The following is a 25,643-nucleotide window of genomic DNA, read 5'->3' on the forward strand; positions in this document are numbered from 1 at the left end:
TCCTTTCCCTCCGGAGGGGGGAAAGGTGGCGCTGCGAAGCAGCGACGGATTGGGGGAACCACGTGGCAATCAAGCCTGCGCCGATCAGTCACGCCAGTGACAGAGGATGTCCGCAAGCCGTAACCACAAGGGGGAGATCAGCTAACTACTCCAGCCCGGCGAAGCTCTCTTCCTCTTCAACCACCTCGACGCCACCCAGCCTGAACGGCGCGAACGAGGCCCGGTGGAGCCGTGCCACCGGCCCATGCGCCTCGATCGCGGTGCGGTGGCGGACCGTCGCGTAGCCCATATGCACTTCGAAGCCGTAGTGCTCGTGATGTCCGCCGCAGCCGCACATCATGCGGTCGCGCATCACCTTGGCGACGATCGAGGCGGCGGCGATCGATTGGGAGCGCTGGTCGCCCTTGATGAGAGCCCGGCCTTCGCAGGCGAGACCTGGCGGTATGTCGCGGCCGTCGGCCAGGGCGAGCTTCGGCCGCAAGGACAGGCCGGCGGCAGCACGGCGCATCGCTTCCAGGCTGGCTTTCAGGATGTTGCTGCTGTCGATGCCTTCGGCGCTGACCGAAGCCATCGAGATGCTGAGTGCCGAGCCGAGAATCTTGAGGAACAGCGCCTCGCGCTGCAAATGGGTGAGGCGCTTGGAATCGTCGAGGCCTTCGGGAATATTGGCGGGGTTGAGCACCACCGCGGCGGCCACCACCGGACCGGCGAGCGGACCGCGGCCGGCCTCGTCCATGCCGGCGACCGGCCACAGCCCGTCGGCTATCGCTTTCGTCTCGATCGAGAAGTCGGGCTTCTCGACCATTTCAAAGAGAAGCGGAGAATCGGAACGCGCGCGAGCCATGGTGCGGCGAGGTTCGCATCGGCTCCGATTCTCCGCAAGTCCTTCCGGGTCGGATGGGGCGTCGGACCGGGAAGGCACCGTCTCACGGCCGGGGGACAATGGCCGGACGGAATTTCGAAAAAGTACCAATTCCAGACGGAAAATCGCTTTGCCTGGAAGTGCTTAGCGCCAGCCCGTCATGGCCGGCGCAGGCGTCAAAGCAGCATCAGCTGCTCGCCGGCACTGGCGCCTGCGACGAATTGGTCGGTGCGAAGCTGCCGCCGCTCGACATTGAGGCCGAGCCGCTTGGCGGCGATCTCGAAACGCCGGCCGATCTGCCAGGCATAGGGACCGGCGCCCTTCATGCGCTTGCCCCATTCGGAATCGTAATCCTTGCCGTCGCGCATCGAGCGGATCAGCGACATCACATGCCGGTAGCGGTCGGGATAATGGCGCAACAGCCAGTCCTTGAAGATCGGCGCCACTTCGAGCGGCAGGCGCAGGATGACGTAGCCGGCCTCCCGCGCGCCGGCGGCTCTAGCCGAATCGAGGATGCGCTCCATCTCCGGATCGGTAAGCCCCGGAATAATCGGCGCCACCATGACCGATGCCGGGATGCCGGCATCCGAAAGTTGGCGGATCGCCTCCAGCCGCTTCGTCGGCGTCGAGGCGCGGGGTTCCATCGTTCTCGCCAGCATGCGGTCGAGCGTCGTCACCGACAGCGCCACCTTGGCAAGGCCGCGCTCGGCCATGCGCGACAGGATGTCGATGTCGCGTGCCACCAGCGCCGACTTGGTGACGATGCCGACCGGATGGCCGCGCGCCTCCAGCACTTCCAGGATCTCGCGCATGATGCGGTATTGCTTCTCGATCGGCTGATAGGGATCGGTGTTGGTGCCGATGGCGATCGTGCGCGGCTGGTAGCCCGGTTTTGACAATTCCCTGTCCAGCATGCGCGCGGCATCCGGCTTGGCGAACAGCTTCGATTCGAAATCGAGCCCCGGCGACAGGCCCATGAAGGCATGCGTCGGCCTGGCGAAGCAGTAGACGCAGCCATGCTCGCAGCCGCGATAGGGGTTGATCGAACGGTCGAAGGAAATGTCGGGCGACTCGTTGCGGGTGATGATGGTGCGCGGCTTTTCGACCTGCACTTCCGTCTTGAACGGCGGCAGTTCCTCCAGCGAGTTCCAGCCGTCGTCGAACACATGCCGGCTGATCGGCTCGAACCGGCCGGACGGATTGATGCCGGCCGAGCGGCCGCGATTGCGGTCGGGCCGCACGCGCATGCCGCTCTGCTCGATCATCGCGTTCGCCATCTCGGCTCGGCCTGCTCCGAAAGCGGCAATGTCGGCGCGCACGATCTGTTCCATTTTCGCCCTCTCCCAAGGACTGTCGGCAGGCTGTCGAATCGCTCTGTTCATGAAACTATTCCTATTTCGCCGAAGAGAACAAAGCAAGAACTTTTTCGCTTGACGCGCGCAACTGGCGCATCGCCGCACTTTCCGCTATTCGGCTAAAATGCTCAGCGTCCTTATCGAAACCCGCAACGACGAAGAGGGGCTTGCCCGTACGCTCGCCTCGCTGGTCGGCGGCGCGGTCGAAGGCGTCGTGCGCGACGTGATCGTCTGCGATCAAGGCTCGACCGACCAGACGCATCGGGTGGCCGAGCATGCCGGCTGCCACTATGCGACCGGCGGGATCGGCGCCGGTATCGGCCAGGCCAAGGGCGACTGGCTGCTCCTGCTCGAGCCGGGCGCGCGGCTCGCCGAGGGCTGGATCGACGAAGTCGTGGCGCACACGGCGAAACAGACCATGCCGGCGCGCTTTTCACGCGCCCGCGCCAACCGTGCGCCTTTCCTGGCCAGGGTGTTCTCGAGCAATCGTGCGCTGGCCGAGGGGCTTGTCATCAGCAAGCGTCAGGCCTCGGCTCTGGCAAAGAGCGCGCGCAGCGCCGAAGCCCTGGCGCGCGGCCTGGCGACCAGAAGGCTGAACGCGGAAATCTGGATCGCGCCGCCGAAATGATGCAAGCTCCACCCTCTCCCCTTGTGGGGTGAGAAGCGGTCCGCGTAGCGGACGAAAAGCCAATTGCTTGGCTTTTCGAGCTTCGAACGCCTTGAGCCTGCGAAAGGCCGGGTGGTGTCGCCGAAGGCGACGGATGAGGGGTGCTCCAGGGAAAGCCAGCGCCTCACTCCGCTGGAACACCCCTCATCCGTCTCGGTGCTTGCGCGCCGATCCACCTTCTCCCACAAGGGGGAGAAGGAGAGGGCAGCGCGGGCCTGCCCAGTCAAATCCCCTTAATCTCAACCGGCATCCACGCGCTGCGGCGCCTGGCGAGACGTTGCTCGCGCGTCTCGGCATCGTAGCGGACCGGGATCGGCTCGCGCGAGAACCGCTCGCGATCGTCGAGCGCGTTGACGATGACGATCGCCGTGGCATCGTCACCCTCTCCGGCGATTGCCGCGACATAGACGCCGCACTCGCCGCACAGAAGATAGTCGGCGGTGCGCAAGCCGAAGCGATAGGCCCGCAAGCGCTGCCTGTCCTCGACCGAGACGACCAGCCTGCCGTTCGGGTCGGCGGCCGCGCGCGAGCCGTGCCGGGTGCAGAACGAGCACTGGCAGGCGCGGATTTCCAGTTGCGCGGGATCGAGCGCGGTCGAGAAGCTGAGGCGGATGTTGCCGCAATGGCATCCGCCGCTGTGAACGGTCATGGCGCTGCTCATTGTTTTCTCACATAAGCTACCGTGCCGGCACCGCCTTCGAACATGGCGCCTCGAAGGCGCCAGCGCCAATCCGCCTGCGAACCCTATGCCGGCCGGGCGCCTTAACTGAGCTTTACGAGGTTGGCTTGCCGCCGCGCCTGAGATGCTCGTCCAGCCGCGGCATGATCTCGACGAAGTTGCAGGGCATGTGCCGATAGTCGAGCTGCGCCTTGATAATGCTGTCCCAGGCGTCCTTGCAGGCGCCGGGCGAGCCCGGCAGCACGAAGACGAAGGTGGCGTTGACGACGCCGCCGGTCGCACGGCTCTGGATCGTCGACGTGCCGATCTTATCGTAGGAAATGCGGTGGAAGACTTCCGAAAAGCCGTCCATGCGCTTTTCGAAGATCGGCTCCAGCGCCTCCGGCGTCACGTCGCGGCCGGTGAAGCCGGTGCCGCCGGTGGTGATGACGACATCGATGTTTTCGTCCTTCGACCAGCCGAGCACCTTGTCGCGGATCTTTTCGCGGTCGTCGGTCACGATATCGCGCGCGGCAAGGCTGTGGCCGGCTTCCGCGATGCGGTCGGCCAGCGTCTGGCCGGATTTGTCGTCGGCAAGGCTGCGCGTGTCGGAAACCGTAAGCACCGCGATGCGCACCGGAATGAAGGGCCGGCTTTCGTCAAGCTTCGCCATCGCCCACCTCCATGCTGCGCGTCGCGGCAACGAACCAGTCGGGGTGGCGGGCGCGGATCTCGATCGCCGCGCGCTTTGCGACATTGCCGGTCTCGAACAGGCCGAAACAGGTGGCGCCCGAGCCGGACATGCGCGCGAACGCGGCGTCGGCTTTTTTCAGCGCCTTGAGCGCCTCGCCGATCGCCGGCTTGATCGAACGCGCGGCAGGCTCGAGATCGTTGCGCGTCGTCTCCAGCCAGTTGCGGATCGTGTGGAAGTCGAGGCGTTTCGGCAGCGGCGGCAGCGCCTCGTTGTTGCGACTGGAGAGCGCCTTGAACACGTCCGGCGTCGAGACCGCGATGCCCGGATTGACCAGGACGAGGCCGAGCGCCGGAAACGCGGGCAGCGGCGAGACCTCATCGCCGATACCGCGTGCGATCAGCGGCTTTGATTTGAGGCACATCGGCAGATCGGCGCCGAGCGAAAGCCCGATCCGGGCCAGCGAATTGTGGTCGATATCGAGCTTCCAGAGCCGCGCCAGGCCGTTGAGCGTGGCCGCTGCGTCACTCGAGCCGCCGCCGACGCCGGAGGCGATGGGCAGGTTCTTCTCCAGCCGGATGGCGACCGGCGACGCCTGTTGCATGCCGGCTTCCCGGCGCAAGGCATCGCGCGCCTTCACCACCAGATTGTCGCCGTCGAGCGGCAGCCCGGCGGCATAACGGCCGGATACCGAGAATTCATCCTCTTCCGCCGGCTCGATCTCGAGCCGGTCGCCGAAGCGGGTGAAGACGGCAAGGCTGTCGATGAGATGGTAGCCGTCGGCGCGCTGTCCGGTGACATGCAGCGCCAGGTTGATCTTGGCAGGCGCAAGCCACGTCCGGACCTCTGTGCCGGGCTCCAGGATGTCGGCTGCTGGCGAGATGGGATCAGTCCTTGGCGAGACGATATTCGCCGGTCTTGGGGTCCTTGACCAGCGTGCCCGTCGTGCCGTTCGCCGCCTGTCTTTCGGTGCGCCGGATCTTGGCCGTCACGCGTTCGGCCTCGCGCACGAAAGCGCGGTAGCCAAAGTAAGCGGCAGCGCCGACAACGGCGAAGAAAATGATCTGCGGCATCTCTAAAACTCCTCCCGCGTCCTCGCGGCAAGGCCGGCCGAATGGGTCGGTCAAGCGGCCATGCTAGCCGCATTCATGGCTTTTTCAAAGCCCGAAGCGCGCCCATAGCGCGCGCTCTTCCGCCGCATCGAGGACGCCGCTGGCGGCGGCCGCCGCGATATCCGGCGCCGAAACGCGCGAGCCGAACAGGCCGAAACGGCCGAACAGACCGCGTGGCGCGGTGATCAGCTTGAGCTGCGTCTTCTCGCCGAAACGGGTCTTGAGCACGCTGCGCATATCGCCCAAAGCATCGACAAGGCCGAGCTCGAGGCCGCGCTTGGCGGTCCAGAACAGGCCGGTGAACAGGTCCGGGTCGTCCTTGAGCTTGCTGCCGCGCCGTTCCTTGACGAGGTCGATGAAGGTCTCGTGCACTTCGAGCTGCAGCGCCTTCAGTCGCTCGATGTCCTCCTTCTTCTCGGGCTTGAACGGATCGAGCACGGCCTTGTTCTGGCCGGCGGTGTGGACGCGCCGCTCGACGCCTATCTTCTTCATCAGTTCCGGGAAACCGAACGAGGCCGAGACCACGCCGATCGAGCCGACGATCGAGGACGGGTCGGCGAAGATCTCGTCGCCGGCGACCGCGATCATGTAGCCGCCGGAGGCCGCCACGTCCTCGACGAAGACCAGCACCTTCTTGTTCTTTTCCGCCGCCAGGTCGCGGATGCGCTTGAAGATCAATCGCGACTGCACCGCTGAGCCGCCCGGCGAATTGATCGAGATGGCGACCGCCGGCGCGTCGAAGCCGAACGCCTTTTCGATCAGGCCGGCCGTCGAGGCGAGCGACAGGCTCGGCCGGAACTGGCCTCCGCCGGCCATGATGGGGCCTTGCAGTCGGATGACCGGAATGGTGACGGCTGTCGAGCGCCAGGATTTCGGCAGCAAGCGGTTGAAAAGGCGTTTCACGAACGATTGTCTCCGGACAAAATGCAAAGGAGCAAGATGAGATCAGGTCGGTTGGTCTGTTTCACGGGCGCGGCGTCATCCTGCCTGGGCATGTAAGGAACTCGCCAGCCAACGGCAATGCCGCATCGCCGGCCAGTGCATGTCGCGCAAAGTGTGCAGCGGTTTTGCGAAAAAGACATGCATAAAGCAAAAACTTAAAGCGCGTCGCTAGAATCCATTTCAACGCGACGCGCTTCAAGGATCAATCGCCGAACAGCGACGCCAGGCCGTTATTGATCATTTCCGTGCGCTCCGCCGGCCCGTTGCCGGACGGCCCGTGCAAGATGAGCGGCGGGCGGATCGACAGTTTTCCGCGCGCGCTGAGCACCGCCCTGACGACGATGCGGATCGCCGCCGCATCCGGCCGCGGATGCACGCATAGCAACTCGGCATCGCCGAACCGCCCCTCCATCGCGTCCAGGATGGCAACCAACTGCTCGGGCCGCGCGATGACGGCCAGCCCGCCGCGCGGCTTGGCGACGGCGGCGGCGCTTCGGATCCAGCGCTCGAACAGCCCGTCCTCCGCCACATGCGCCTCTCTGCGCAACGCGTCGGGCGTCGAGCGATCTTGCGCCGCGTTGAACGGCGGGTTCATGATGACGAAATCGAACTGGTTGTCCGCAAGCCCGGTCTCGCCACGCGCTCGACCGGTCAGCGTCACGTCGGCAATCAGCACTGAGGCGCGGTCGCCGAGATGGCCATTGCCGGGATGCGAAAGCGTGGCAGTGGCGAACCCGGCCATTTCGGCGGAGCGCTCGACAAGCACGGCCTGCGCCGCCGGACAGCGCGACAGGACGGCAAGGGCGGCGGCGCCGGCGCCGGCGCCGAAATCGGCGAGCCGGCCGGAAAAGCCGGACGGCACGGCGGCCGCCAGCATCATGGCGTCCATGCCGGCGCGATGACCGCCCCGGCTCGGCTGCACCAGCCAGAAGCGCCCGCGATGGAAGGCATCGACCGTGTGCGCCGGCGTATCCGGGACGGGGGCGGTGCTGGCTGCCATTATTTTTTGCGGATCTCGTTCTCGATGCCGGCATCCTTGAGAATGCGGCGCGCGGCATCGACCCTTTCGGCATCGACCATCACGCGCCGCGGCAGGATGCCGAGCGAACCGTCGAGCACGCTCATATTCTGGTCGGCGACGAAACAGGCGATGCCGGCATCGCGCATCAGCGATTCGACAAAGGAGATGACAACGGCGTCGTTGGTGCGGACAAGCTCGATCATGAAACGAAAATCGCAGGTTGTGGCGTTCGTGTAAACGTGCGCGTGGACACTCCGTCGGCGGAGCCGCGCTAATTCGCCTCTTGCCGTGCCCGGTTGCGCCGCCCTAGAGTCGGCGCGGGACCAAGGGTGCGTCAGATTGACGGGAGTTGTCGTGGTGGGTGTCGTTCTCAACATCGAAGGCAAGCGGGAACCCGCTTCCATCAAGGATTTGATCGATCTGACAGCCGCCGATATGGGGCGGGTCAACGAGCTGATCCTGTCCAAGGCCGGCTCCGACGTCGAAATGATCCCGGAGATCGCCAATCACCTGATCTCCTCCGGCGGCAAGCGGCTCAGGCCCATGCTCACGCTCGCCGCCGCGCAGATGTTCGGCTATTCCGGCGAAGGCCATGTCAAGCTCGCCACGGCGGTCGAGTTCATGCACACGGCGACGCTTCTGCATGACGACGTGGTCGACGAGAGCGCGCTGCGCCGCGGCAAGAAGACGGCGCGCATGATCTGGGGCAACCAGGCGAGCGTGCTCGTCGGCGATTTCCTGCTCGGCCAGGCTTTCCGCATGATGGTCGAGGTCGGTTCGCTGGAAGCCTTGGACATCCTGTCGGCCGCGGCCTCCATCATCGCCGAGGGCGAGGTGATGCAGCTTGCCGCCGCCAAGAACCTCGAGACCACCGAGGACGAGCACTTCGCCGTCATCAAGGCCAAGACGGCGGCGCTGTTCTCGGCCGCCGCCGAGGTCGGGCCGGTCATCGCCCAGGCCTCGCGCACCGACCGCGCGGCGCTTCGCTCCTACGGCATGAATCTCGGCCTTGCCTTCCAGCTCATCGACGACGCGCTGGACTATGGCGGCTCGAGCAAGGAGCTCGGCAAGAATGTCGGCGATGATTTCCGCGAGGGCAAGGTGACGCTGCCGGTGATCCTCGCTTACCGGCGCGGCACCAAGGCCGAGCGCACCTTCTGGAAGCGCGCCATCGAGGACAACGTCGCCGACGATGCCGGGCTTGAAAAGGCCATCGGCCTGATGGCCCGCCACGGCGCCATCGCCGACACGATCGGCCGCGCCCGTCATTTCGGCGAGATCGCCCGCGACGCGCTGGCGCCGCTGGAGGCGACGCCGCAGAAGTCGGCCTTGATCGACGTCATCGATTTCTGCATCAGCCGCGTCAGCTGAGTCACTTGCGTTCGCTTGTTGAGGGATAGGTCCAAAACGTCCGCAGCTTAAGTCTGCTGGACTCGTTTGAGAGAATCCAGGAGACGGCTACCTGCCCCCACAATTTTTGAGAGAACTTTAATCTGCTCTCGGCAAGCGATATTGTCCGTTGGCATAGGATAATTAATTTGATGGTCAACTTCGCCCCAAATTTCCTCGAACAAAGTTCGCACCTGAACCTCGCAACATAGAGGTGAGTCGGCGCGGGGACGTATCAAATAATGTACGCTGGTGTAAGATGTGGATTTTTCTGAGACATCGAGGTCAAAATTGTTGAAGAATATGACCGCCTCAGGATCCCAAGTGTATGCTTTTGGCCTTTCTGCAAAAATCCAGTCGCCATCGGTTACTTTTTTTCGGATTACTGCGTCAATATCAGCGAAATTTTCTTGAAATAAGTGCAGTATTCTAACTCCGGCCAGATCTGTAATGAAAGAGAAAAGATTGTCTGCCGTAACGGTCTTTCCCATTGCTATTTTGCGCTTGATTTTTTCACGCAAATGGTCATTGTCTTTTAGGCGACTCTTGTAAGAGTGTACGATCCGGTGGCCGGTTCTTATTAAATCGGGGTGCTCGCCGATATATTTAACGACACCTTCCATAAAAATGCCAAGGTCGTGCTTAACCCTCTCGTATTGCGCAATTATTGCGTCATGCTGGCTATCCACCTGCTGAGCAGTGTCGGTCATAATTTTGCGACTCTCAGCAAGAAGTCGGACGCAAAGGTGGTGTAGGCACCCTTGGTGGCGCGATATGTACCTTGGTTTCCGCCTATTGTGCTGCGATCCCCTGGCTCGATTGCTGTGGAATCAGGAAGGAGCCACATTGGCAGATGATATTTTTGCGACATACTAGGCAAAGTATTGTGGCTGTGGATGACAGAGTTTCCACCCATAGAGCCGCTTAGAATTTCGCTAAATGGAAGCGCGTTTTCGGGGTCGATAAATTTGGCGATAGTTTCCGGTATCTGCCGAGCATAATTGTAATGCGCTGTCGCGAGGTCAAGGTCGTTACCCAAACCTGAATATCGTTTTGCGTTATAAATTGTGTAACCGATCAGCTTAACGAATTTCTCGGGAAATTGAGATCGCTTAACGTCCGAAAGGAGGTGGAAAATACTATCAAACTGCTTTCGCCAAGTGTGGAGTGCGCTTCCAATATTCCGAATGCCATAAACAGAGAATAGATCGGGTGAGCATGGGATGAGGAAACCGTCTGCCAATGTTAGCAGGTGACGATTCAAAGCCCCAAGACTCGGTGATGTATCAAATATAACGAGATCGTATCCGTACAAGGCGGCATACTCGTATGCTAGCTGACGAACCCGCGTACCTGTACGGATCGATAGCGGGTCACCTTGATAGATACCACTCCAACGTTCGCCGATCTTCGCTTCAAAGAGGTGAAGCGTTAGACGTCCAGGTATAAGATGAACTCTCCCATTCAAGGCAATCGGAGGTGGCAAAAAGTCGAGCTCGGCTGTGCCGTCTTCGGTAGGTTTTAGGTCAAAATGAATTGATCTCGGTTGTTTAAGGAGTGTCTCAAAATCAGCAATAGACATTTTTGATCGAGCTGCCGCGAAATCATCCACGAAATCATCTTCGGCCACCCAGATGTCGTGAATGGTTTCCATGGGTAGTGAAAAAATCGTCAGGTTGCACTGTGGATCAAGGTCAATTAACAAGACCTTCTTACCCAACTCTCCGAGGGCGTGAGCTAGATGATAGGTCAAGGTGGTCTTTCCCACGCCTCCCTTATTGTTGAAAATAGTTACTATGCTAGGTTTCATTCGCCTGCCCCCGTTTCCGCCTGAACAATAGCGATTTTTTCTGTTTATCCAATCGGCATTTCGGGTGGTTTCGTAAGTTTCTGATCATAAAATTGGAAGTCGTGGTCGACGTCATCGTTTGGGGGCAGGCTTGTGAATCCCGCGCCGGCCGTCTCGACAAACGGCGGTCCGGCAAATTATCTATAAAATATGGCCAGCAAAGAAGACACGATCGCCGTCCGCATCAGCAAGGAACTGGCGGACCGTATCATTTCGGGCGCGATCGAGCCCGGCTCGCGGCTGCGCCAGGACCATGTCGCCGAGGAATTCAACACCAGTCATGTCCCGGTGCGCGAGGCCTTCCGGCGCCTGGAGGCTCAAGGGTTGGCGATCGGCGAGCCGCGCCGCGGCGTGCGCGTCGCTTCCTTCGATCTCGGCGAGGTCAGGGAGGTGGCCGAGATGCGGGCGGCGCTCGAAGTGCTGGCGCTGCGCCATGCCGCGCCGCATCTGACGGCGTCGATCCTCGACCAGGCCGAGGAGGCGACTAAGGCCGGCGACAAATCCCGCGACGTGCGCTCCTGGGAAGAGGCCAATCGCACCTTCCATCGGCTGATCCTGGCGCCCTGCAACATGCCGCGCCTGCTCTCCACCATCGACGACCTGCACGCCGCGAGCGCGCGCTTCCTTTTCGCGGCCTGGCGCTCGGAATGGGAAACCCGCACCGACCAGGATCACCGGGCGATCCTGAGCGCGCTGAGGCAAGGCAACACCGAATCGGCCGCCGCGACGCTCGGGCGGCACGTGCAATGGATCGGCCAGAAGCCGGTCAAGACCGCTTCCGGCAAGACCCGCGACGCCTTCGCCATCGTGGGGTAGGTTTGGCGGTTGGGTCTAGGCCTCTCAGCCTCGTCATTCTAGGGCGGAGTAAGGAGCGGAGCGACGCGCGCAGACCCTGGAATCCATTCCGTGACCTATGAACTTCGAGGCGATCCAGACAATGGCACCGGTGCGCCGGCGTAGACAGTCGCCTTCTGCACCGCTGCATTCTTCGACCCGCGTAACGGAATGGATTCCAGGGTCTGCGCGCGTCGCTTCGCTCCTTACTCCGCCCTGGAATGACGAATTCGAGAGCAGGCGCTTGCCATTCGTTTCAAAATATGGATTCGATAATAGATGGAGTCAAAAAATTATCTATAATTTCAAGGGAACATCACCGTGACCAACGCAGCCATTTCGACCCAAAACCCCTCCTTCAGCCCATTGCGGCTGCACAGCCGTTCGCTCGCCTGGCAGATCGGCGCGGTGATCCTTGGTTCGCTGTTCCTGGCGCTGTCGTCCTATATCGAGGTGCCGATGGTGCCGGTTCCGGTCACCATGCAGACCTTCGCCGTCACGCTGGTCGGCGCGCTTTATGGTTGGCGCTTCGGTGCGCTGACCATCGCCGCTTGGCTCGTCGAGGGCGCCGCCGGTTTTCCGGTTCTTGCAGGCGGCGCCGCTGGCATACAGCATTTTGTTGGCCCGACCGGCGGCTATCTCTTCGCCTTTCCGGTCGTCGGCGCTGTCGTCGGCTGGCTGGCCGAACGCGGCTGGAACGGCAACCGCGTCATGCTTGCCTTCGCTGCCATGCTCATGGGCAACCTGCTTTGCCTGGTTCTCGGCACCGCCTGGCTTGCCGTCATGATCGGCACTGAAAAGGCCATCACCTTCGGCTTCGTGCCCTTTATCGTCGGCGGCCTGCTCAAGTCGGCGCTGGGCGCGGCGACGCTGAAGCTCTTTTCCACCTATCGTGCGGAGCAAGGCGACCGCTCGTCCGGGACGCGATGACCATCAAGCTGCGCGCCCATCATCTGCTCTGCCTGCTGACCTATGTCGGCAAGGGCTATTCGCCAGCCTTCACCGCCAATTACGACAAGGTAGTGAAGCGGCTGGGCGAGGGCGAGGGTGTTGTGATCGTTGCCGGTCCGGACGACGTCTGCGCCCCACTGCTCGGCGAGCCGGAGCCGCATTGCCTGCGCGAGAGCGCCGCCGAGCGGGATCGGATGGCGGCGCGCGATGTCGGCGCTCTCCTAGGGCGGCCGATCAAGGCCGGAGACCGGTTGGTGCTGAACGCCGCCAGCCTGGCGGAGATGCGCAAGGCCTTTTCCGCCGGCCTGACGCGCCAGGCGTGCTCCGGCTGCGAATGGTTCGGCCTGTGCGATACGGTTGCCGCCAGCGGATTCAGCGATACCTATCTGTAGGCAATCCGATGCCGCATATGGGCATCCCGGGCCTCCGCGCGGGATTTTCGCTGGCGCGGCATCGTTTTTTAAGCCGGATGATTGCATTGTGATTCGCTCGGCAATTGAAGCCTGACCCCAAAAAGGCCATGCTTTGACCGGAAAAGAGCGAGTCTATGGGCGGTCCGCCAAGGGCGGGATCGCATCTGGCTGAAAGGGATACGATGCGGCAAGGACGTGCGCGCTGGCTGACGAAGCTGGCATTTTTGACCGGTGTGGCGCTTTGGGTGCTGCCGGTCCAGGCCAAGGAAGAGGCCCGACCGCTCCAGATCACGTCTTTCTCGGGCGCCTATCTCGCGGCTCATATCGCCGAAAGCGACAACGATCTCAACGATGCGATCGCCTATTACAAGCAGGCGCTGGCCTTTGCGCCGAACGACAAGGAATTGCAGCAGAGCCTGATGCTGGCTCTGGTCGCGCAAGGCCGCTTCGAGGAATCGCTCGTCTATGCCGACAAGCTGAAGGAAGTGCCGGACGTCGAGCGCTTCTCGCGCCTGGCTCTGGCCATCGATTCCTTCCACAAGAAGGACTACGCCAAGGCGCAGTACTGGCTGAAGCTCTCGCTGGAATCCGATCTCGACCGGCTGCTCTCGGGCGTCATGGACGGCTGGGCCAAGGAAGGTGCCGGCAACGCGTCCGAGGCCATGGATTCCATCGACAAGCTCAAGGGCCCGGACTGGTTCGGCCTGTTCAAATCGTTCCACCGCGCGCTGATCGCCGATGCCGCCGGCCTGAACGACAAGGCCGAGGAACTCTACGCCGCCACCATGGCCGATACTGCGGCCGGCGGCTCCGCGCCCGAAACCTGGATGCGCAACGCCCAGGCCTATGCCTCGTTCCTGGTCCGCAAGGGCGACAAGTCGAAGGCGCTGGCGGTGTTGAACCAGGCCGAGGCCTTCGCGCCGGGCAAGCTCGAAATCACCACGCTGCGCGACCGCATCAGCAAGGGCGACAAGATCGAGCCGCTCGTCGCCGGTCCGGCCGGCGGCGCATCCGAAATCCTGCTCGACCTTGCCACCGCGCTCAACCGCGGCGGCGGCGAGCCTTTCGTGCGGCTCTATCTGCAATATGCCCTGGCGCTGAAGCCGGACAGCGACGCAGCCCTTGTGCAGCTTGCCGCCGTGGCCGAGCAGCTCAAGGACGGCGAAGGCGCCGTCTCGCTCTACCGCCGCATTCCGGCGTCCTCGCCGCTGAAGGAGCTCTCCGACCTGCAGATCGGCCTCAACCTTGCCGATCTCGACAAGCATGACGAGGCGATTTCGCATCTCAAGGCCTATCTCGAAAGGCACCCGGACGACATGCGCGCCTATCTGGCGCTTGGCGGCGTCTATGGCTCGAAGGAAGATTTCCGCTCGGCCGCCAGTCTCTACGACAAGGCTGTCGAGCAGCTGAAGACGCCGACCGCCGCCAACTGGAACATCTTCTACCAGCGCGGCATCGCCTATGAGCGGCTGAAGGAATGGCCGAAGGCGGAACCCAATTTCCGTAAGGCGCTGGAGCTGCAGCCCGACCAGCCGCAGGTCATGAACTATCTCGGCTATTCCTGGGTCGACATGAACATGAACCTCAAGGAAGGCCTGGCGATGATCCAGAAGGCCGTGGACCTGCGGCCGAACGACGGCTACATCGTCGATTCGCTGGGCTGGGCCTATTACCGCATGGGCCGCTTCGACGACGCCGTGCGCGAGATGGAACGCGCCGTCTCGCTGAAGCCGGAGGATCCGGTCCTCAACGACCATCTCGGCGATGCCTACTGGCGCGTCGGCCGCAAGCTCGAGGCCACCTACCAGTGGACGCAGGCACGCGACCTGAAGCCCGATCCGGATGTGCTCGCCACCTTGCAGCAGAAGCTGCTCAAGGGCCTGCCGCCGATCGAATCCAACACCGCGCAGGAAACGCCCAAGGTGAAGCCGGACCCGACGCCCGCGCCGAAAGGCTGAGCCTTTCGCCAGCGTTCAAGAAAACGGGGCCCGTCGAGCCCCGTTTTCGTTTCGGCTCGGCGTCTGCTTAAGGTCGGTCCGGCGCCCGTTCCCTGGTAGAGAAATCTTGACGGGTAGACTGTGTTTGCGTTGGCAGGCGGCATGCGTTGAAGATTGGCCGAAATGCCCGCCCCGTCGTCATCCACGGGCGGAGCAAGGAGCGCAGCGACGCGCGCAGACCCGAGGATCCATTCCGTGATTTCTGAGCGCTGCTGCGGTGCAGAATTCTGCTCCGCTGCACTCTTTGATTAGGGTCACGGAATGGATTCCAGGGTCTCCGCGACGCCGCTTCGCGGCTGCTCCGCCCTGGAATGACGAAGTTGAGAGGGTTCCGCCAATTTTCAGCGTTTGTGCCGATTTTCATGGAATGAACGGTGACGATCTTGCCGCCGACGAACGGCGGCCTTTCAAATCGCTGTCGAGGAAATCCCTGTGTCGAGGAAACTAGAACATCTTTCTGTAGACGACGAACCCCGACTTCTCGCCGACCTTGTCGTAGAGCTGCATGGCCGCGCGGTTCGTTTCATGCGTCAGCCAGTAGACGCGGTTCGCGCCCGCTTGCCTGGCGCGTTCGTAGACGCCTTCGATCAGCGCCCGGCCGATACCCTGGCCGCGCGCGGCCTCGCTGGTGAAGAGATCCTGCAGATAGCAGCTCGGCGCGATCGATGTGGTCGAGCGATGATAGAGATAGTGAACGAGGCCGAGAAGCTTGCCCTCCTGCTCGGCCACCAGCGCATGCACCGGCTCATAGGCATCGAAGAAACGCGACCATGTCATCTGCGTGATCTCGCCGGCAAGCGCCGTCGGCCCGGAGCGTCCGTAGAACGCGTTGTAGCCGTCCCAGAGCGGCAGCCACTGCTCGAAATCCTGCCTTGTGACGGGTCGTATGGTGGGTTGACCGGACATGGCTGAACCTTCTTTGTTGGAGATGGGGCTGGAGCAAAGGATTGCCGCCGCCCGCCGGCAATGGGCCAGCCGGTCGCAAAGCGTTCAACCTCGCCGGGCGCGAGCCACCGCCTTGACGCTTGCCGGCCCGGCAACTAGGGAAGCGACATCCCGCGCTTTCCGAGGCCGCCGTGACCATCGAGATTCCTGCCCATATGCATCCCAGCCGCTCCTTCCAGGGGCTGATCCTGACCTTGCACAATTACTGGGCGGACTATGGTTGCCTCATCCTGCAGCCCTACGACATGGAAGTCGGCGCCGGCACCTTCCATCCGGCGACCACCTTGCGCGCGCTGGGTCCGTTGCGCTGGAACGCGGCCTATGTGCAGCCCTCGCGCCGGCCGAAGGATGGCCGCTACGGCGAAAACCCGAACCGCCTGCAGCATTATTACCAATACCAGGTGATCCTGAAGCCAAATCCACCGAACCTGCAGGAACTCTATCTCGGCTCGCTGGAAGCAATCGGCGTCGACCCGCTGCTGCACGACATTCGCTTCGTCGAGGACGACTGGGAAAGCCCGACGCTGGGCGCCTGGGGGCTCGGCTGGGAGTGCTGGTGCGACGGCATGGAAGTCTCGCAGTTCACCTATTTCCAGCAGGTCTGCGGCATCGAATGCGCACCGGTGGCGGGCGAGCTGACCTACGGCCTGGAACGGCTCGCCATGTATGTGCAGGGTGTCGACAATGTCTACGACCTGAACTTCAACGGCCGCGAGGGGGCCGAAAAGGTCACTTATGGCGACGTCTTCCTGCAGGCCGAGCAGGAATATTCGCGCCACAATTTCGAATTCGCCAACACCGCGATGCTGCTGAGGCATTTCGAGGACGCCGAGGCCGAGTGCAAGGCGCTGCTCGATGCCGGCACGCCCAAGCCAAGCGACAATCTGGCGATGCATCGCATGGTCTTCCCGGCCTACGACCAGTGCATCAAGGCAAGCCATGTCTTCAATCTGCTCGACGCGCGCGGCGTGATCTCGGTCACCGAGCGCCAGAGCTACATCCTGCGCGTGCGCAATCTGGCCAAGGCTTGCGGCGAAGCGTTCCTCAAGACGCGGGCGGGCGGGCTGGCGGCGGCAGCTTAAGCCGATACGGCTTTCGCGGTCTCGGTGGCGGCGCCGGCCGGCAACACGATCTGCGCCGCTGCGCCGTCGATCGTACGCATGGCCTGCCTGATCCCCGGCATCGTGATCGTGCCATGCGCCTGGGCGGCGAAGCAGGCGCTGAGCGCCAGGATCTGCAGGGTTCTCGATGCCGTCTTCATCGCCGTTCAGCCAATAGGTCTCTGCCTGAGCGTTTGTCGCTTCAGCGCAGCGTTCGGTTCATGGGAAGTTCTGCTCCAAGGACGGGCTGCCTGGCGCCAACCCGACAGTGGGTCGAAAAATTCCGTGAAATCGCTTGAAGAGGCGATCTGCTTGCGGGGTGACAGCGGCCGGCCAAGTTGCTATTTCCCGCCCATTCGTTACGGCGCCTCGCGCCGACCCTCTCCATCACGGGGAGGGTGGGGAGCTTAACTATGCCCGACCTGCTCTTGGAACTCCGCTCGGAAGAGATTCCCGCCCGCATGCAGCGCAAGGCGGCCGGCGACCTCAGGAAGTTGCTGACCGACGGTCTGGTCGAGGCAGGGCTGACCTATGAGGCGGCGCGCGAATATTGGACGCCGCGGCGCCTGGCCCTCGACATCCGTGGCCTGACCGCGCGCTCGAAGGACATCCGCGAGGAGATCAAGGGTCCTTCGACCACGGCGCCCGAGCAGGCGGTGCAGGGTTTTCTTCGCAAGGCCGGCCTGTCGTCGATCGCCGAGGCGCATGTCCATTCCGACCCCAAGAAGGGCGACTTCTACGTCGCCCACATCACGAAGCCGGGCAGGGCGGCCGAAGAGATCATCGCCGAGCTGGTGCCGGGCATCATCCGCGCCTTCCCTTGGCCGAAATCGATGCGCTGGGGGCCGGCCTCGGCCAAGCCCGGTTCGCTGCGCTGGGTGCGGCCGCTGCAGTCGATCGTCTGCACCTTCGGCCCGGAGACCGAGGAGCCGGCGGTTGTCGATTTCGAGATCGACGGCATCCGCGCCGGCAACATCACCTATGGCCATCGCTTCCACGCGCCGGGCGCGATCACCGTGCGCCGCTTCGACGACTATGTGGCGAAGCTCGAGGCGGCCAAGGTCGTGCTCGACGCCGACCGGCGCAAGGAGATCATCCTGGCCGATGCCCGCAACATCGCCTTCGCCAACGGCCTCGACCTGGTCGAGGACGAGGGCCTGCTGGAGGAAGTCTCCGGCCTAGTGGAATGGCCGGTCGTGCTGATGGGCGAGTTCGAGCAGGATTTCCTCACCATTCCGGGCGAGGTCATCCGCCTCACTATCCGCGCCAACCAGAAGTGTTTCGTGACGTCGCCAATCTCCCCCTTGGAGGGGGAGATGTCGGCGAAGCCGACTGAGGGGACTCAGCGCGAGGCCCCCCTCTCTGCCCTGCCGGGCATCTCCCCCTCAAGGGGGGAGATTGGCCAATCGCCGCTTTCGAACCGCTTCGTGCTGGTCGCCAACATCGAGGCGAGCGACGGCGGCAAGGAGATCGCCTACGGCAACGGCAAGGTGGTGCGCGCGCGCTTGTCCGACGCGCTCTATTTTTGGCGGACCGATCAGGGCGACCTGCCCGATCTCGACCAGCTGGCGGAGTCGGCGACGAGGTTCGACCTGGATTTGAAGAAGCCGCTCGACCAGCGCATGGCGCGGCTCGACCACCTCAACGTCACTTTCCACGCCAAGCTGGGCACGCAAGGCGCGCGCGTTGAGCGTATCAAGCGGTTGGCTGAGGAACTGGCACCTGTCGTCGGAGCCGATAGCGCTTTGGTCGCCCGCGCGTCGGTGCTCGCCAAGGCCGATCTACAGACCGAGGTGGTAGGCGAATTCCCCGAGCTTCAGGGCGCCATGGGCCGCAAATACGCGCTGCTGCAGGGCGAGCACCCGTCGGTCTCGGCGGCCGCCGAGGAGCACTACAAACCGCAAGGCCCATCCGACCGCGTGCCGACCGATCCGGTCTCGGTTGCCGTCGCGCTTGCCGACAAGCTCGACACGCTGACCGGCTTCTGGGCGATCGACGAGAAGCCTACGGGCAGCAAGGATCCGTTCGCGCTGCGACGTGCGGCGCTTGGCCTGGTCAGGATACTCATCGAGAACCGTATTCGTCTGGCGCTGACGTCTGTTTTCGCCAAGGCCCTTGCAAACTTCAAAGGCGGCGCGGATCAGTCGTCCGATCTCCTCGCCTTCTTCCACGACCGTTTGAAAGTCTATCTGCGTGAAAGCGGTGCGCGGCATGACCTGATCGATGCCGTGCTGTCGGCGGGTTCGCGCCCAATCTCCCCCCTTGTGGGGGAGATGTCGGCGCAGCCGACAGAGGGGGGCGCTGTCCCGCCGGCCCCTCATTCTGTCGCGCCCCCCTCTGCCCTGCCGGGCATCTCCCCCACAAGGGGGGAGATCGGCCAATCGCCGAACGACGACCTGCTGCAGATCGTGCGCCGCGTCGAGGCGCTGGGCTCCTTGCTCGACACCGAGGAGGGCAAGAACCTGCTTGCCGGCACCAAGCGCGCCGCCAACATCCTGGCCGCCGAGGAGAAGAAGAAAACGGCAATCGCCGAGGCTGTTGAGCCGGCGCTGTTCCGCGAGGAGGCGGAAAAGAAGCTGTTTGCCTCTGTGAATCAGGCAGAGAAGGAAGCCGGCGAAGCAATTCAAAACGAAGATTTTTCTGCCGCCATGCTGGCGCTTAGCGTGTTGCGCGAACCGGTTGATTCATTCTTTGAGCGTGTTCTCGTGAATGATGAGGACCAGGCTGTGCGCGCCAACCGTCTGGCGCTGCTCGCCCGCATCCGCGCCGCCACAGATCAGGTCGCGGATTTTTCAAAAATCGTCGGCTGACGGCTCGGAAAACCGCACATTCGAGCCTGCCCGCATCCGCTAGGATGCCGGCAGGCTTGAACAATTCGGCGCCCGAAATTTAATGCGCCGGAGCCGGCTTACAGTCATATGACGATGACCTCCGCATGGGACAAAGGTGCATGTCGTCCAGAAGCGCTGAGCGGTTCTGGGGCAACGACATGCATCAACCAAAGACTTAAGGCGCGTTGCCCGGGATCGTTTCGCGGGGCGCGCCGTAAGACATTCCCCAAACACGGAGGCATGCCATGAATTCCGTTGACGATATCGACCTGATTGAAGAGACCCCGGCCGCCGCCGAGGCGATCGAATCCGCTTCCGAAAACCTCCTCGACCACGCCGCCGCCGCGGCGGTCGAAGCCGCCGATCCGTCCGAAGACGACGAGGAAGACGGCGACGAGGAAACCACTGCCTCGGCCGACGACGAGTCGGATGATGAAGATGAAGGCGACGAAGACGGCGACGACGAAGACGAAGACGCCGACGAAGAAGCCAAAGCCTCGGGCGACGATGAGTCCGACGACGAGGATGAAGATGGCGACGAGGATGAAGACGAGTCCGATGATGACGACAAGTCCGACGATAAGGACAAGGAAGAAGCGGCCTGAGCCGTCTCCTCTCGTCTGAAGTATGAGGGCGGCGCGTCGCGCGTCGCCCTTTTTCGTCTGTGCGGCTCTTGTCAATCTTCCAGGAAAGATTGACCCGTCAATCCTCCACTATGCTGACCCGCACGCTGTCCGGATAGACGTCGACCTCGACCAATGGCTCGCCATTGACGATGGCGCGCTTTGTGGCGCTGCTCATGGCGCCGCCGCGTTCCAGCATGCGCTGCAGGTCGGCGCGCGAGCCGTCGCTGCGGAACCAGGAATCACCCTGGTCGTCGCTGTCGTGCCGGTGGAATTTGTGCCAGTTGGCGCGGTCCTGCCGCACCATCTGCGCCGCGCTGCCGAGCGGGTAGCCATCGCTGGCGCGGTGATCGCGGTCGGAAATCCGCGCCGTGTAAGAGCCAAGCATGTCGTCGGCCCGTGCCGTACCCGCGCCCAGTGTCGTCGCCGCCAACAGCGCGGCAACGGCCATTGCTTTCGAAACAGTCATGAATCCCCCTTTTGAAACGCCGCCGCATCATGCCCGATCCCGATGACGGGAATCGGACAGGCTAAGCGCCTAGCATACCAAGGCCGGACCCAGTGTGATCTACATCGCCTTGCCGACGCGCGGCACTGACCCTTGCGGCTGCGCGCCGCCCGACGCATTGGCCGTCGCGGCCGGCTGGCTGCCGGCTGCGCCGTTGCCGTTTGAAGCGGACGCGGTGCCGTTCGCGGGCGTTGCCGGCGTGGTGGCGTTTGCCGGCGCGGCGGCGGTTGTTGTTGCCGGTGCTGTGGGCTTGGCCGCGGGCGTTTCGAAAGCGCCGCCGACAATGCCGCCGCGAATGATCATCGGGGCCTGCTGATGCCCTGACTTCGCGGGGATTGCCGCGACCTTCTCGTCGGTGACGGCGGGGATAGGATCGCCAAGCGCTATAATCGACGGCGTCGAGGCCGCGGACAGCTTGGTCGGTTCGATCGCATTCAGCTTGACGATCGACGGCGCCGACGTCGAGGGTCCGACCACGACGATCGACGAGGCATGTGCCGCGCCGTGCATCGCCAAAAGGCTGATCCCGAACGCTCCAAGCAAACGCATCACAAATACTCCCAAGCCCGCAACCGCATCAAACCCGCACCATAGCGCCGGCACATTGAAGCCGGCTTGCGCGGAAACTTAACATTTTAGGGATTGATAAATCGCCAATGCCCGCACTTGCCCGATGCAAGCGGCCGTATTACGGGACCGGCATGTTCAGGACTGGTGGCAAATTTGGCTGAGATACTGGCGGTCGGCGAGGCTATGGAGCAGGCTCTGGCGCTGCTTGAAGGCGGCGACGTCGTCGCCATTCCGACCGAGACGGTTTACGGCCTGGCCGGCGATGCCACCAACGGCGTTGCCGTGGCGCGTATCTTCGAGGCCAAGGGCCGGCCGCGCTTCAACCCGCTGATCGCCCATATCGCCGATCGCGCGATGGCGGACCGTATCGCCGGCTTCGATCCGCTCTCGGCAAAACTGGCCGAAGCCTTCTGGCCCGGCCCGCTGACGCTGGTGTTGCCGCAACGTGCCGGCAACGGCATCCACCCGCTCGTCACCGCGGGGCTGGACACCATCGCGCTGCGCATGCCGCGCGGGTTCGGCGGCGAGCTCATCGCCCGGCTCGGCAGGCCGCTCGCAGCCCCGAGCGCCAATTCTTCCGGGAAAATCAGCGGCACGACAGCGCAGGCGGTCGCCGCCGATCTCGGCGACAGGATCAGGCTGGTCGTCGATGGCGGCGCGACGCCCGTTGGCCTGGAATCGACCATTCTCAAGGTTGAGAACGGCAAATTGCGCCTGCTGCGGCCCGGCGGCATCGGCGCCGAGGAGATCGAGGCGGTGGCCGGCGCGAAATTGTCGCGCGGCGCCAGCGGCATCGAGGCGCCGGGCATGCTTGCCTCGCATTACGCGCCGGGCGCCGCGATGCGGCTCAATGTCCAAGATATAGCCGAGGGTGAGGCGTTGCTTGCGTTCGGCCGCAACCGCGCCGAGGGCTGGGAACAGGCCGTTGCGCTGCGCAATCTGTCCGAAGCGGGCGATCTACGCGAGGCGGCAAGCAATCTGTTCGCCTTCATGCAGGCGCTCGACCGCGTCGGCGCCGCGACCATCGCCGTTGAGCCGATCCCGTTCGAGGGGCTGGGCGAGGCGATCAACGACCGGCTTGCCCGCGCCGCCGCGCCGCGTGACAAGACCGGCTGAGCCTATCTCTTTGTTTTGACGCAATTCCGGACGGAAAACCGCTTCACACTTTTCCTGGAATTGCTCTAGGTTCAGTCTCATGAACGATCAGCCCTTGGACCTCGATCCCGCCCTCATCGACCGCTTCGCGGCAATCGTCGGCGACAAATATGCGTTGCGCGAGCAGGCCGACATCGCGCCTTACATCACCGAGCGGCGCGGCCTTTGGCACGGCCGGACATCGCTGGTGCTGCGCCCCAGCGGCGTCGAGGAAGTGAGCCGCATCATGCGGCTGGCAACCGAGACCGGAACCCCGATCGTGCCGCAAAGCGGCAACACCGGGCTGGTCGGCGCCCAGGTGCCGGATAGATCCGGTCGCGACATCGTGCTGTCGCTGTCCAGGCTGAACCGCATCCGCGAGATCGATGTCCTGTCGAATACGGTGACGGCAGAGGCCGGCGTCATCCTGCAGACGCTGCAGGAAGCGGCCGACGCCGCCGACCGGCTGTTTCCGCTGTCGCTCGGCGCGCAAGGCTCCTGCCAGATCGGCGGCAATCTCTCCTCCAATGCCGGCGGCACGGGCGTGCTTGCCTATGGCAATGCGCGCGAGCTCTGCCTCGGCGTCGAGGTGGTGCTGCCGACCGGCGAGGTGTTCGACGACCTGCGTAAATTGAAGAAGGACAACACCGGCTACGATCTGAAGAACCTTTTCATTGGCGCCGAAGGCACGCTCGGCATCATCACTGCCGCGGTGCTGAAATTGTTCCCGAAGCCGAAGGGCAGGGAGGTCGCCTTTGCCGGCCTGCCGTCGTCGCCGAAAGACGCGCTTTCGCTGTTCACCCTGGCGATGGACCGCGCCGGCGCATCGCTGACCGCTTTCGAGCTGATCGGCAAAAGGCCATACGATTTCACGCTCAGGCACGGGCAAGGCATCACCCGGCCGCTGGCCGGCGACTGGCCGTGGTATGTGCTGATGCAGATTTCGTCCGGCCGCTCCGAAGAGGACGGCAAAGCGTTGATAGAAGAGATCCTGGCAGAGGCTCTCGAGCAGGGCATCGTTGGCGACGCGGTGGTGTCGGCAAGTCTTGCCCAGAGCGACGCTTTCTGGAATTTCCGCGAGACGTTGCCCGAATCCCAGAAGCCGGAGGGCGCTTCGATCAAGCACGACATCTCGGTGCCGATCGCTTCGATCCCCGAGTTCATCGAAAAGGCGGCCGGCGCGGTGGAGGGGGTCTGCCCCGGCGCGCGCGTCGTCTGCTTCGGCCACATGGGCGACGGCAATCTCCACTACAACATCTCGCGTCCCATGGATTGGCAGGATGAAGCATTCCTCGACCTCTACCACCCCATGAACAAGGCCGTGCACGATGTCGTGCGGTCCTTGCACGGCTCGATCTCGGCAGAGCACGGCATCGGCCAATTGAAGCGCGACGAGCTGATCGCCACGGCCCCGCCGATGGCGATCGACCTGATGCGCCGCGTGAAAGCGGCCTTCGATCCGGCCGGCATCATGAATCCCGGTAAGGTTATCTGATCCTCACCACATCGGGCGCCGGTCGCATTCCGATAACCATCGGCTCAGATCAGCAAAATTTAACCGACTTTCTTAAGCGCGCCGGTAAGAAGCGAGCGCTAATGTTTCTTCCCATAACGAGGCCGGAAAAACCGGCCCTGAGAGAACCGGAAAACGGCCCTCAGGACTAACAGGGAAGACATCGATGAACACTGGACTGAAGCCAGTCTGGGCCGGGCGCAACATGCGTCTCGACCCGTTTCGCCTGCCGCAGATGGTGAGCTATGCCACCCGCGACGACTATGGCGATGTCACCTTCACCATCGACCAGCGCGGCGCCGTCATCCGCCGTGTGCTGGAGATGAGCGGCGTGCCGGCGATCATCGCGTTGCCCGCCAAGGCGTTCCGCGGCGTTGCCGCGCGCGCCATGGAGGATCCGGACGGCAATGTCACCGTGACGCTCGAGCTTCTGCACAATGATCCGATGCTGTCGGTGCCGCTTCTGGTCGCCGACGACCTCGACGACGTCGCCGCCGACTGGCGCGCCTGGGCCGACGCCTATCGCCTGCCGATGCTGCTGATCGAGGCCGACGGCATTGCCCGCACCCTGGAAGAATCGCTCGGCGCCGCCATCAAGGCGCTGCCGCCGCAGGAGCGCCGCAAGGGCCGCGTCTCCACCACGCGCCGCCCGCGCTTCCTCGCCCGCCGCAAGGCCGGCAATCTGGGCTTGAGGCTGGTCATCGACGGCCAGGAGATTATCGCAAGGGAGTAGCTCGGTTTTTCCTTCTCCCCTTGTGGGAGAAGGTGGATCGGCGCGCAGCGCCGAGACGGATGAGGGGTGTTCCAGCGGAGTGAGACGCTGGTGTCCTCTGGAACACCCCTCATCCGTCGCCTTCGGCGACACCTTCTCCCACAAGGGGAGAAGGGAGAGGCCTACACCAGCGGCTTCAGCCAAATCCATACCGAACCGCCGATCAGGCCGAGGAAGATCAGCCAGCCGACCTGGTTGTTCGACTTGAACAGTTTCAGGCACTGGTCCGGATTGTTGATGTCGAGCCGGACGATCTGGCGCGCCATATGCGCGCCGGCGGCGATCAGCCCGGCCAGCGCCACGATCGGCACCTGGGCGGATGCGAAGGCGATGGCGAAGCAGATCAGCGCGCCGCCGTAGAGTCCGGCCAGCCAGGTCTTTGTGTTGTCGCCGAACAGCCGCGCCGTCGAGCGCACACCGACGATGGCGTCGTCTTCCTTGTCCTGATGCGCGTAGATCGTATCGTAGCCGATCACCCACAGGATCGAGCCGATATAGAGCATGATCGCCGGATCATCGATGTCGCCGAACTCGACCGCCCAGCCCATCAGCGCGCCCCAGGAGAAGGCCAGCCCAAGCACCAATTGCGGCCAGTTGGTGATGCGCTTCATGAAGGGATAGACGGCGACGATCGCCAGCGAGGCGATGCCGAGCGGAATGGCGAAGCTGTTGAACTGCAACAGCACGGCCAAGCCCACCAGCGCCTGGATGATGACGAAAGCCCAGGCCTGGCGGCGTGTCACCTTGCCGGCGGGCAGCGGCCGCGAGCGGGTGCGCTCGACCTGGTTGTCGATGTCCTCGTCGGCGAGATCGTTATAGGCGCAGCCGGCGCCGCGCATGGCGACAGCGCCGATGAAGAACAGCAATAGATACCAAGGCGTCGGCAGCAGCGTAAGCAGCGGGAAG

At 63.4% G+C, this 25,643-nt stretch carries 28 protein-coding genes; 12 read left to right on the top strand and 16 right to left on the bottom strand.

Annotated features, from left to right (window positions below; all coding sequences use genetic code 11):
- Nucleotides 1-145: 145 nt before the first annotated feature.
- Nucleotides 146-844: a ribonuclease HII gene (locus FJ980_RS19905; protein ID WP_140545515.1), complete on the bottom strand. Its 699-nt coding sequence runs from the start codon at nucleotides 842-844 to the stop codon at nucleotides 146-148.
- Between the two features lie 194 nt (nucleotides 845-1,038).
- On the bottom strand, nucleotides 1,039-2,193 hold the full coding sequence (locus FJ980_RS19910; RefSeq protein ID WP_140545516.1) for a PA0069 family radical SAM protein: 1,155 nt from the start codon (nucleotides 2,191-2,193) through the stop codon (nucleotides 1,039-1,041).
- Nucleotides 2,194-2,341: 148 nt separating this feature from the next.
- Between FJ980_RS19910 and FJ980_RS19915 the strand changes: the two genes are divergently transcribed.
- Complete coding sequence (locus FJ980_RS19915; RefSeq protein WP_095768718.1) at nucleotides 2,342-2,845, top strand: glycosyltransferase; 504 nt, start codon at nucleotides 2,342-2,344, stop codon at nucleotides 2,843-2,845.
- Nucleotides 2,846-3,107: 262 nt separating this feature from the next.
- Here FJ980_RS19915 and FJ980_RS19920 read toward each other — a convergent pair whose 3' ends face one another.
- From FJ980_RS19920 to FJ980_RS19950, 7 genes are all read right to left on the bottom strand, one after another.
- Nucleotides 3,108-3,533, bottom strand: coding sequence for an aldehyde-activating protein (locus FJ980_RS19920; RefSeq protein ID WP_140545517.1), 426 nt, complete (start codon nucleotides 3,531-3,533; stop codon nucleotides 3,108-3,110).
- Between the two features lie 124 nt (nucleotides 3,534-3,657).
- Nucleotides 3,658-4,215 carry a molybdenum cofactor biosynthesis protein B gene (gene moaB / locus FJ980_RS19925; RefSeq protein ID WP_140545518.1) on the bottom strand — a complete coding sequence of 186 codons (558 nt, stop codon included), beginning with the start codon at nucleotides 4,213-4,215 and terminating at the stop codon, nucleotides 3,658-3,660.
- Entirely contained in the window at nucleotides 4,202-5,095 is an 894-nt protein-coding gene (locus FJ980_RS19930; protein WP_140545519.1) for a 4-(cytidine 5'-diphospho)-2-C-methyl-D-erythritol kinase, read from the bottom strand. Before FJ980_RS19930 ends, moaB begins: the two co-directional genes overlap by 14 nt.
- A gap of 25 nt (nucleotides 5,096-5,120) precedes the next feature.
- Nucleotides 5,121-5,306 (bottom strand): hypothetical protein, encoded by a 186-nt coding sequence (locus FJ980_RS19935; protein WP_095768715.1) that lies wholly within the window; start codon nucleotides 5,304-5,306, stop codon nucleotides 5,121-5,123.
- 84 nt (nucleotides 5,307-5,390) lie between these two features.
- The gene (locus FJ980_RS19940) at nucleotides 5,391-6,248 is read right to left on the bottom strand and encodes a S49 family peptidase (protein WP_140545520.1); all 858 of its coding nucleotides are present in this window, start codon (nucleotides 6,246-6,248) and stop codon (nucleotides 5,391-5,393) included.
- A gap of 241 nt (nucleotides 6,249-6,489) precedes the next feature.
- On the bottom strand, nucleotides 6,490-7,287 hold the full coding sequence (locus FJ980_RS19945) for a methyltransferase (protein WP_181181263.1): 798 nt from the start codon (nucleotides 7,285-7,287) through the stop codon (nucleotides 6,490-6,492).
- The gene (locus tag FJ980_RS19950; RefSeq protein WP_140545522.1) at nucleotides 7,287-7,511 is read right to left on the bottom strand and encodes a DUF2007 domain-containing protein; all 225 of its coding nucleotides are present in this window, start codon (nucleotides 7,509-7,511) and stop codon (nucleotides 7,287-7,289) included. Before FJ980_RS19950 ends, FJ980_RS19945 begins: the two co-directional genes overlap by 1 nt.
- Before the next feature lie 154 nt (nucleotides 7,512-7,665).
- Here FJ980_RS19950 and FJ980_RS19955 point away from each other — a divergent pair, with 154 nt between their 5' ends.
- Nucleotides 7,666-8,679, top strand: a complete 1,014-nt coding sequence (locus FJ980_RS19955; protein ID WP_140545537.1) for a polyprenyl synthetase family protein — start codon at nucleotides 7,666-7,668, stop codon at nucleotides 8,677-8,679.
- Between the two features lie 47 nt (nucleotides 8,680-8,726).
- Here the strand turns inward: FJ980_RS19955 and FJ980_RS19960 are convergent, their stop codons facing one another.
- Nucleotides 8,727-9,407 carry a RelA/SpoT domain-containing protein gene (locus FJ980_RS19960; RefSeq protein WP_140545523.1) on the bottom strand — a complete coding sequence of 227 codons (681 nt, stop codon included), beginning with the start codon at nucleotides 9,405-9,407 and terminating at the stop codon, nucleotides 8,727-8,729.
- On the bottom strand, nucleotides 9,404-10,507 hold the full coding sequence (locus tag FJ980_RS19965) for a ParA family protein (protein WP_140545524.1): 1,104 nt from the start codon (nucleotides 10,505-10,507) through the stop codon (nucleotides 9,404-9,406). The genes FJ980_RS19960 and FJ980_RS19965 overlap by 4 nt, the downstream gene beginning before the upstream one ends.
- A gap of 189 nt (nucleotides 10,508-10,696) precedes the next feature.
- Here FJ980_RS19965 and FJ980_RS19970 point away from each other — a divergent pair, with 189 nt between their 5' ends.
- The 4 genes from FJ980_RS19970 (at nucleotide 10,697) to FJ980_RS19985 (ending at nucleotide 14,702) form a co-directional block, all read left to right on the top strand.
- Nucleotides 10,697-11,362 (top strand): GntR family transcriptional regulator, encoded by a 666-nt coding sequence (locus FJ980_RS19970; protein WP_140545525.1) that lies wholly within the window; start codon nucleotides 10,697-10,699, stop codon nucleotides 11,360-11,362.
- Nucleotides 11,363-11,701: 339 nt separating this feature from the next.
- Nucleotides 11,702-12,310: a biotin transporter BioY gene (locus FJ980_RS19975; protein WP_140545526.1), complete on the top strand. Its 609-nt coding sequence runs from the start codon at nucleotides 11,702-11,704 to the stop codon at nucleotides 12,308-12,310.
- Entirely contained in the window at nucleotides 12,307-12,723 is a 417-nt protein-coding gene (locus FJ980_RS19980) for a DUF1284 domain-containing protein (RefSeq protein WP_140545527.1), read from the top strand. Before FJ980_RS19975 ends, FJ980_RS19980 begins: the two co-directional genes overlap by 4 nt.
- Nucleotides 12,724-12,926: 203 nt before the next feature.
- On the top strand, nucleotides 12,927-14,702 hold the full coding sequence (locus tag FJ980_RS19985; RefSeq protein WP_140545528.1) for a tetratricopeptide repeat protein: 1,776 nt from the start codon (nucleotides 12,927-12,929) through the stop codon (nucleotides 14,700-14,702).
- Between the two features lie 483 nt (nucleotides 14,703-15,185).
- Here FJ980_RS19985 and FJ980_RS19990 read toward each other — a convergent pair whose 3' ends face one another.
- Entirely contained in the window at nucleotides 15,186-15,647 is a 462-nt protein-coding gene (locus tag FJ980_RS19990; protein WP_140545529.1) for a GNAT family N-acetyltransferase, read from the bottom strand.
- A gap of 194 nt (nucleotides 15,648-15,841) precedes the next feature.
- On the opposite strand from FJ980_RS19990, the gene FJ980_RS19995 reads away from it, so the two are divergent.
- On the top strand, nucleotides 15,842-16,768 hold the full coding sequence (locus FJ980_RS19995) for a glycine--tRNA ligase subunit alpha (RefSeq protein WP_181181266.1): 927 nt from the start codon (nucleotides 15,842-15,844) through the stop codon (nucleotides 16,766-16,768).
- Here FJ980_RS19995 and FJ980_RS20000 read toward each other — a convergent pair.
- Complete coding sequence (locus tag FJ980_RS20000; protein WP_140545531.1) at nucleotides 16,765-16,947, bottom strand: hypothetical protein; 183 nt, start codon at nucleotides 16,945-16,947, stop codon at nucleotides 16,765-16,767. The genes FJ980_RS19995 and FJ980_RS20000 overlap by 4 nt on opposite strands.
- 252 nt (nucleotides 16,948-17,199) lie before the next feature.
- Between FJ980_RS20000 and glyS the strand changes: the two genes are divergently transcribed.
- Nucleotides 17,200-19,596 carry a glycine--tRNA ligase subunit beta gene (gene glyS, locus FJ980_RS20005; protein ID WP_140545532.1) on the top strand — a complete coding sequence of 799 codons (2,397 nt, stop codon included), beginning with the start codon at nucleotides 17,200-17,202 and terminating at the stop codon, nucleotides 19,594-19,596.
- Nucleotides 19,597-19,862: 266 nt separating this feature from the next.
- On the top strand, nucleotides 19,863-20,222 hold the full coding sequence (locus FJ980_RS34730) for an ATPase (protein ID WP_181181264.1): 360 nt from the start codon (nucleotides 19,863-19,865) through the stop codon (nucleotides 20,220-20,222).
- A gap of 97 nt (nucleotides 20,223-20,319) precedes the next feature.
- Here FJ980_RS34730 and FJ980_RS20015 read toward each other — a convergent pair whose 3' ends face one another.
- The gene (locus FJ980_RS20015) at nucleotides 20,320-20,709 is read right to left on the bottom strand and encodes a hypothetical protein (protein WP_140545533.1); all 390 of its coding nucleotides are present in this window, start codon (nucleotides 20,707-20,709) and stop codon (nucleotides 20,320-20,322) included.
- A 99-nt stretch (nucleotides 20,710-20,808) separates the two neighbouring features.
- Nucleotides 20,809-21,297 (bottom strand): hypothetical protein, encoded by a 489-nt coding sequence (locus tag FJ980_RS20020; RefSeq protein WP_246676475.1) that lies wholly within the window; start codon nucleotides 21,295-21,297, stop codon nucleotides 20,809-20,811.
- 174 nt (nucleotides 21,298-21,471) lie between these two features.
- On the opposite strand from FJ980_RS20020, the gene FJ980_RS20025 reads away from it, so the two are divergent.
- The 3 genes from FJ980_RS20025 (at nucleotide 21,472) to FJ980_RS20035 (ending at nucleotide 24,698) form a co-directional block, all read left to right on the top strand.
- The gene (locus tag FJ980_RS20025; protein ID WP_181181265.1) at nucleotides 21,472-22,434 is read left to right on the top strand and encodes an L-threonylcarbamoyladenylate synthase; all 963 of its coding nucleotides are present in this window, start codon (nucleotides 21,472-21,474) and stop codon (nucleotides 22,432-22,434) included.
- Between the two features lie 79 nt (nucleotides 22,435-22,513).
- Nucleotides 22,514-23,947: an FAD-binding oxidoreductase gene (locus FJ980_RS20030; RefSeq protein ID WP_140545534.1), complete on the top strand. Its 1,434-nt coding sequence runs from the start codon at nucleotides 22,514-22,516 to the stop codon at nucleotides 23,945-23,947.
- A gap of 184 nt (nucleotides 23,948-24,131) precedes the next feature.
- The gene (locus FJ980_RS20035) at nucleotides 24,132-24,698 is read left to right on the top strand and encodes a DUF6101 family protein (protein WP_140545535.1); all 567 of its coding nucleotides are present in this window, start codon (nucleotides 24,132-24,134) and stop codon (nucleotides 24,696-24,698) included.
- A gap of 161 nt (nucleotides 24,699-24,859) precedes the next feature.
- On the opposite strand, the gene ubiA is transcribed toward FJ980_RS20035, so the two are convergent.
- On the bottom strand, nucleotides 24,860-25,643 hold a 784-nt coding region (ubiA, locus tag FJ980_RS20045; RefSeq protein WP_140545536.1), incomplete at its 5' end, for a 4-hydroxybenzoate octaprenyltransferase.

The sequence above is a fragment of the Mesorhizobium sp. B1-1-5 genome, from assembly GCF_006443065.1.
Taxonomy (GTDB): domain Bacteria; phylum Pseudomonadota; class Alphaproteobacteria; order Rhizobiales; family Rhizobiaceae; genus Mesorhizobium.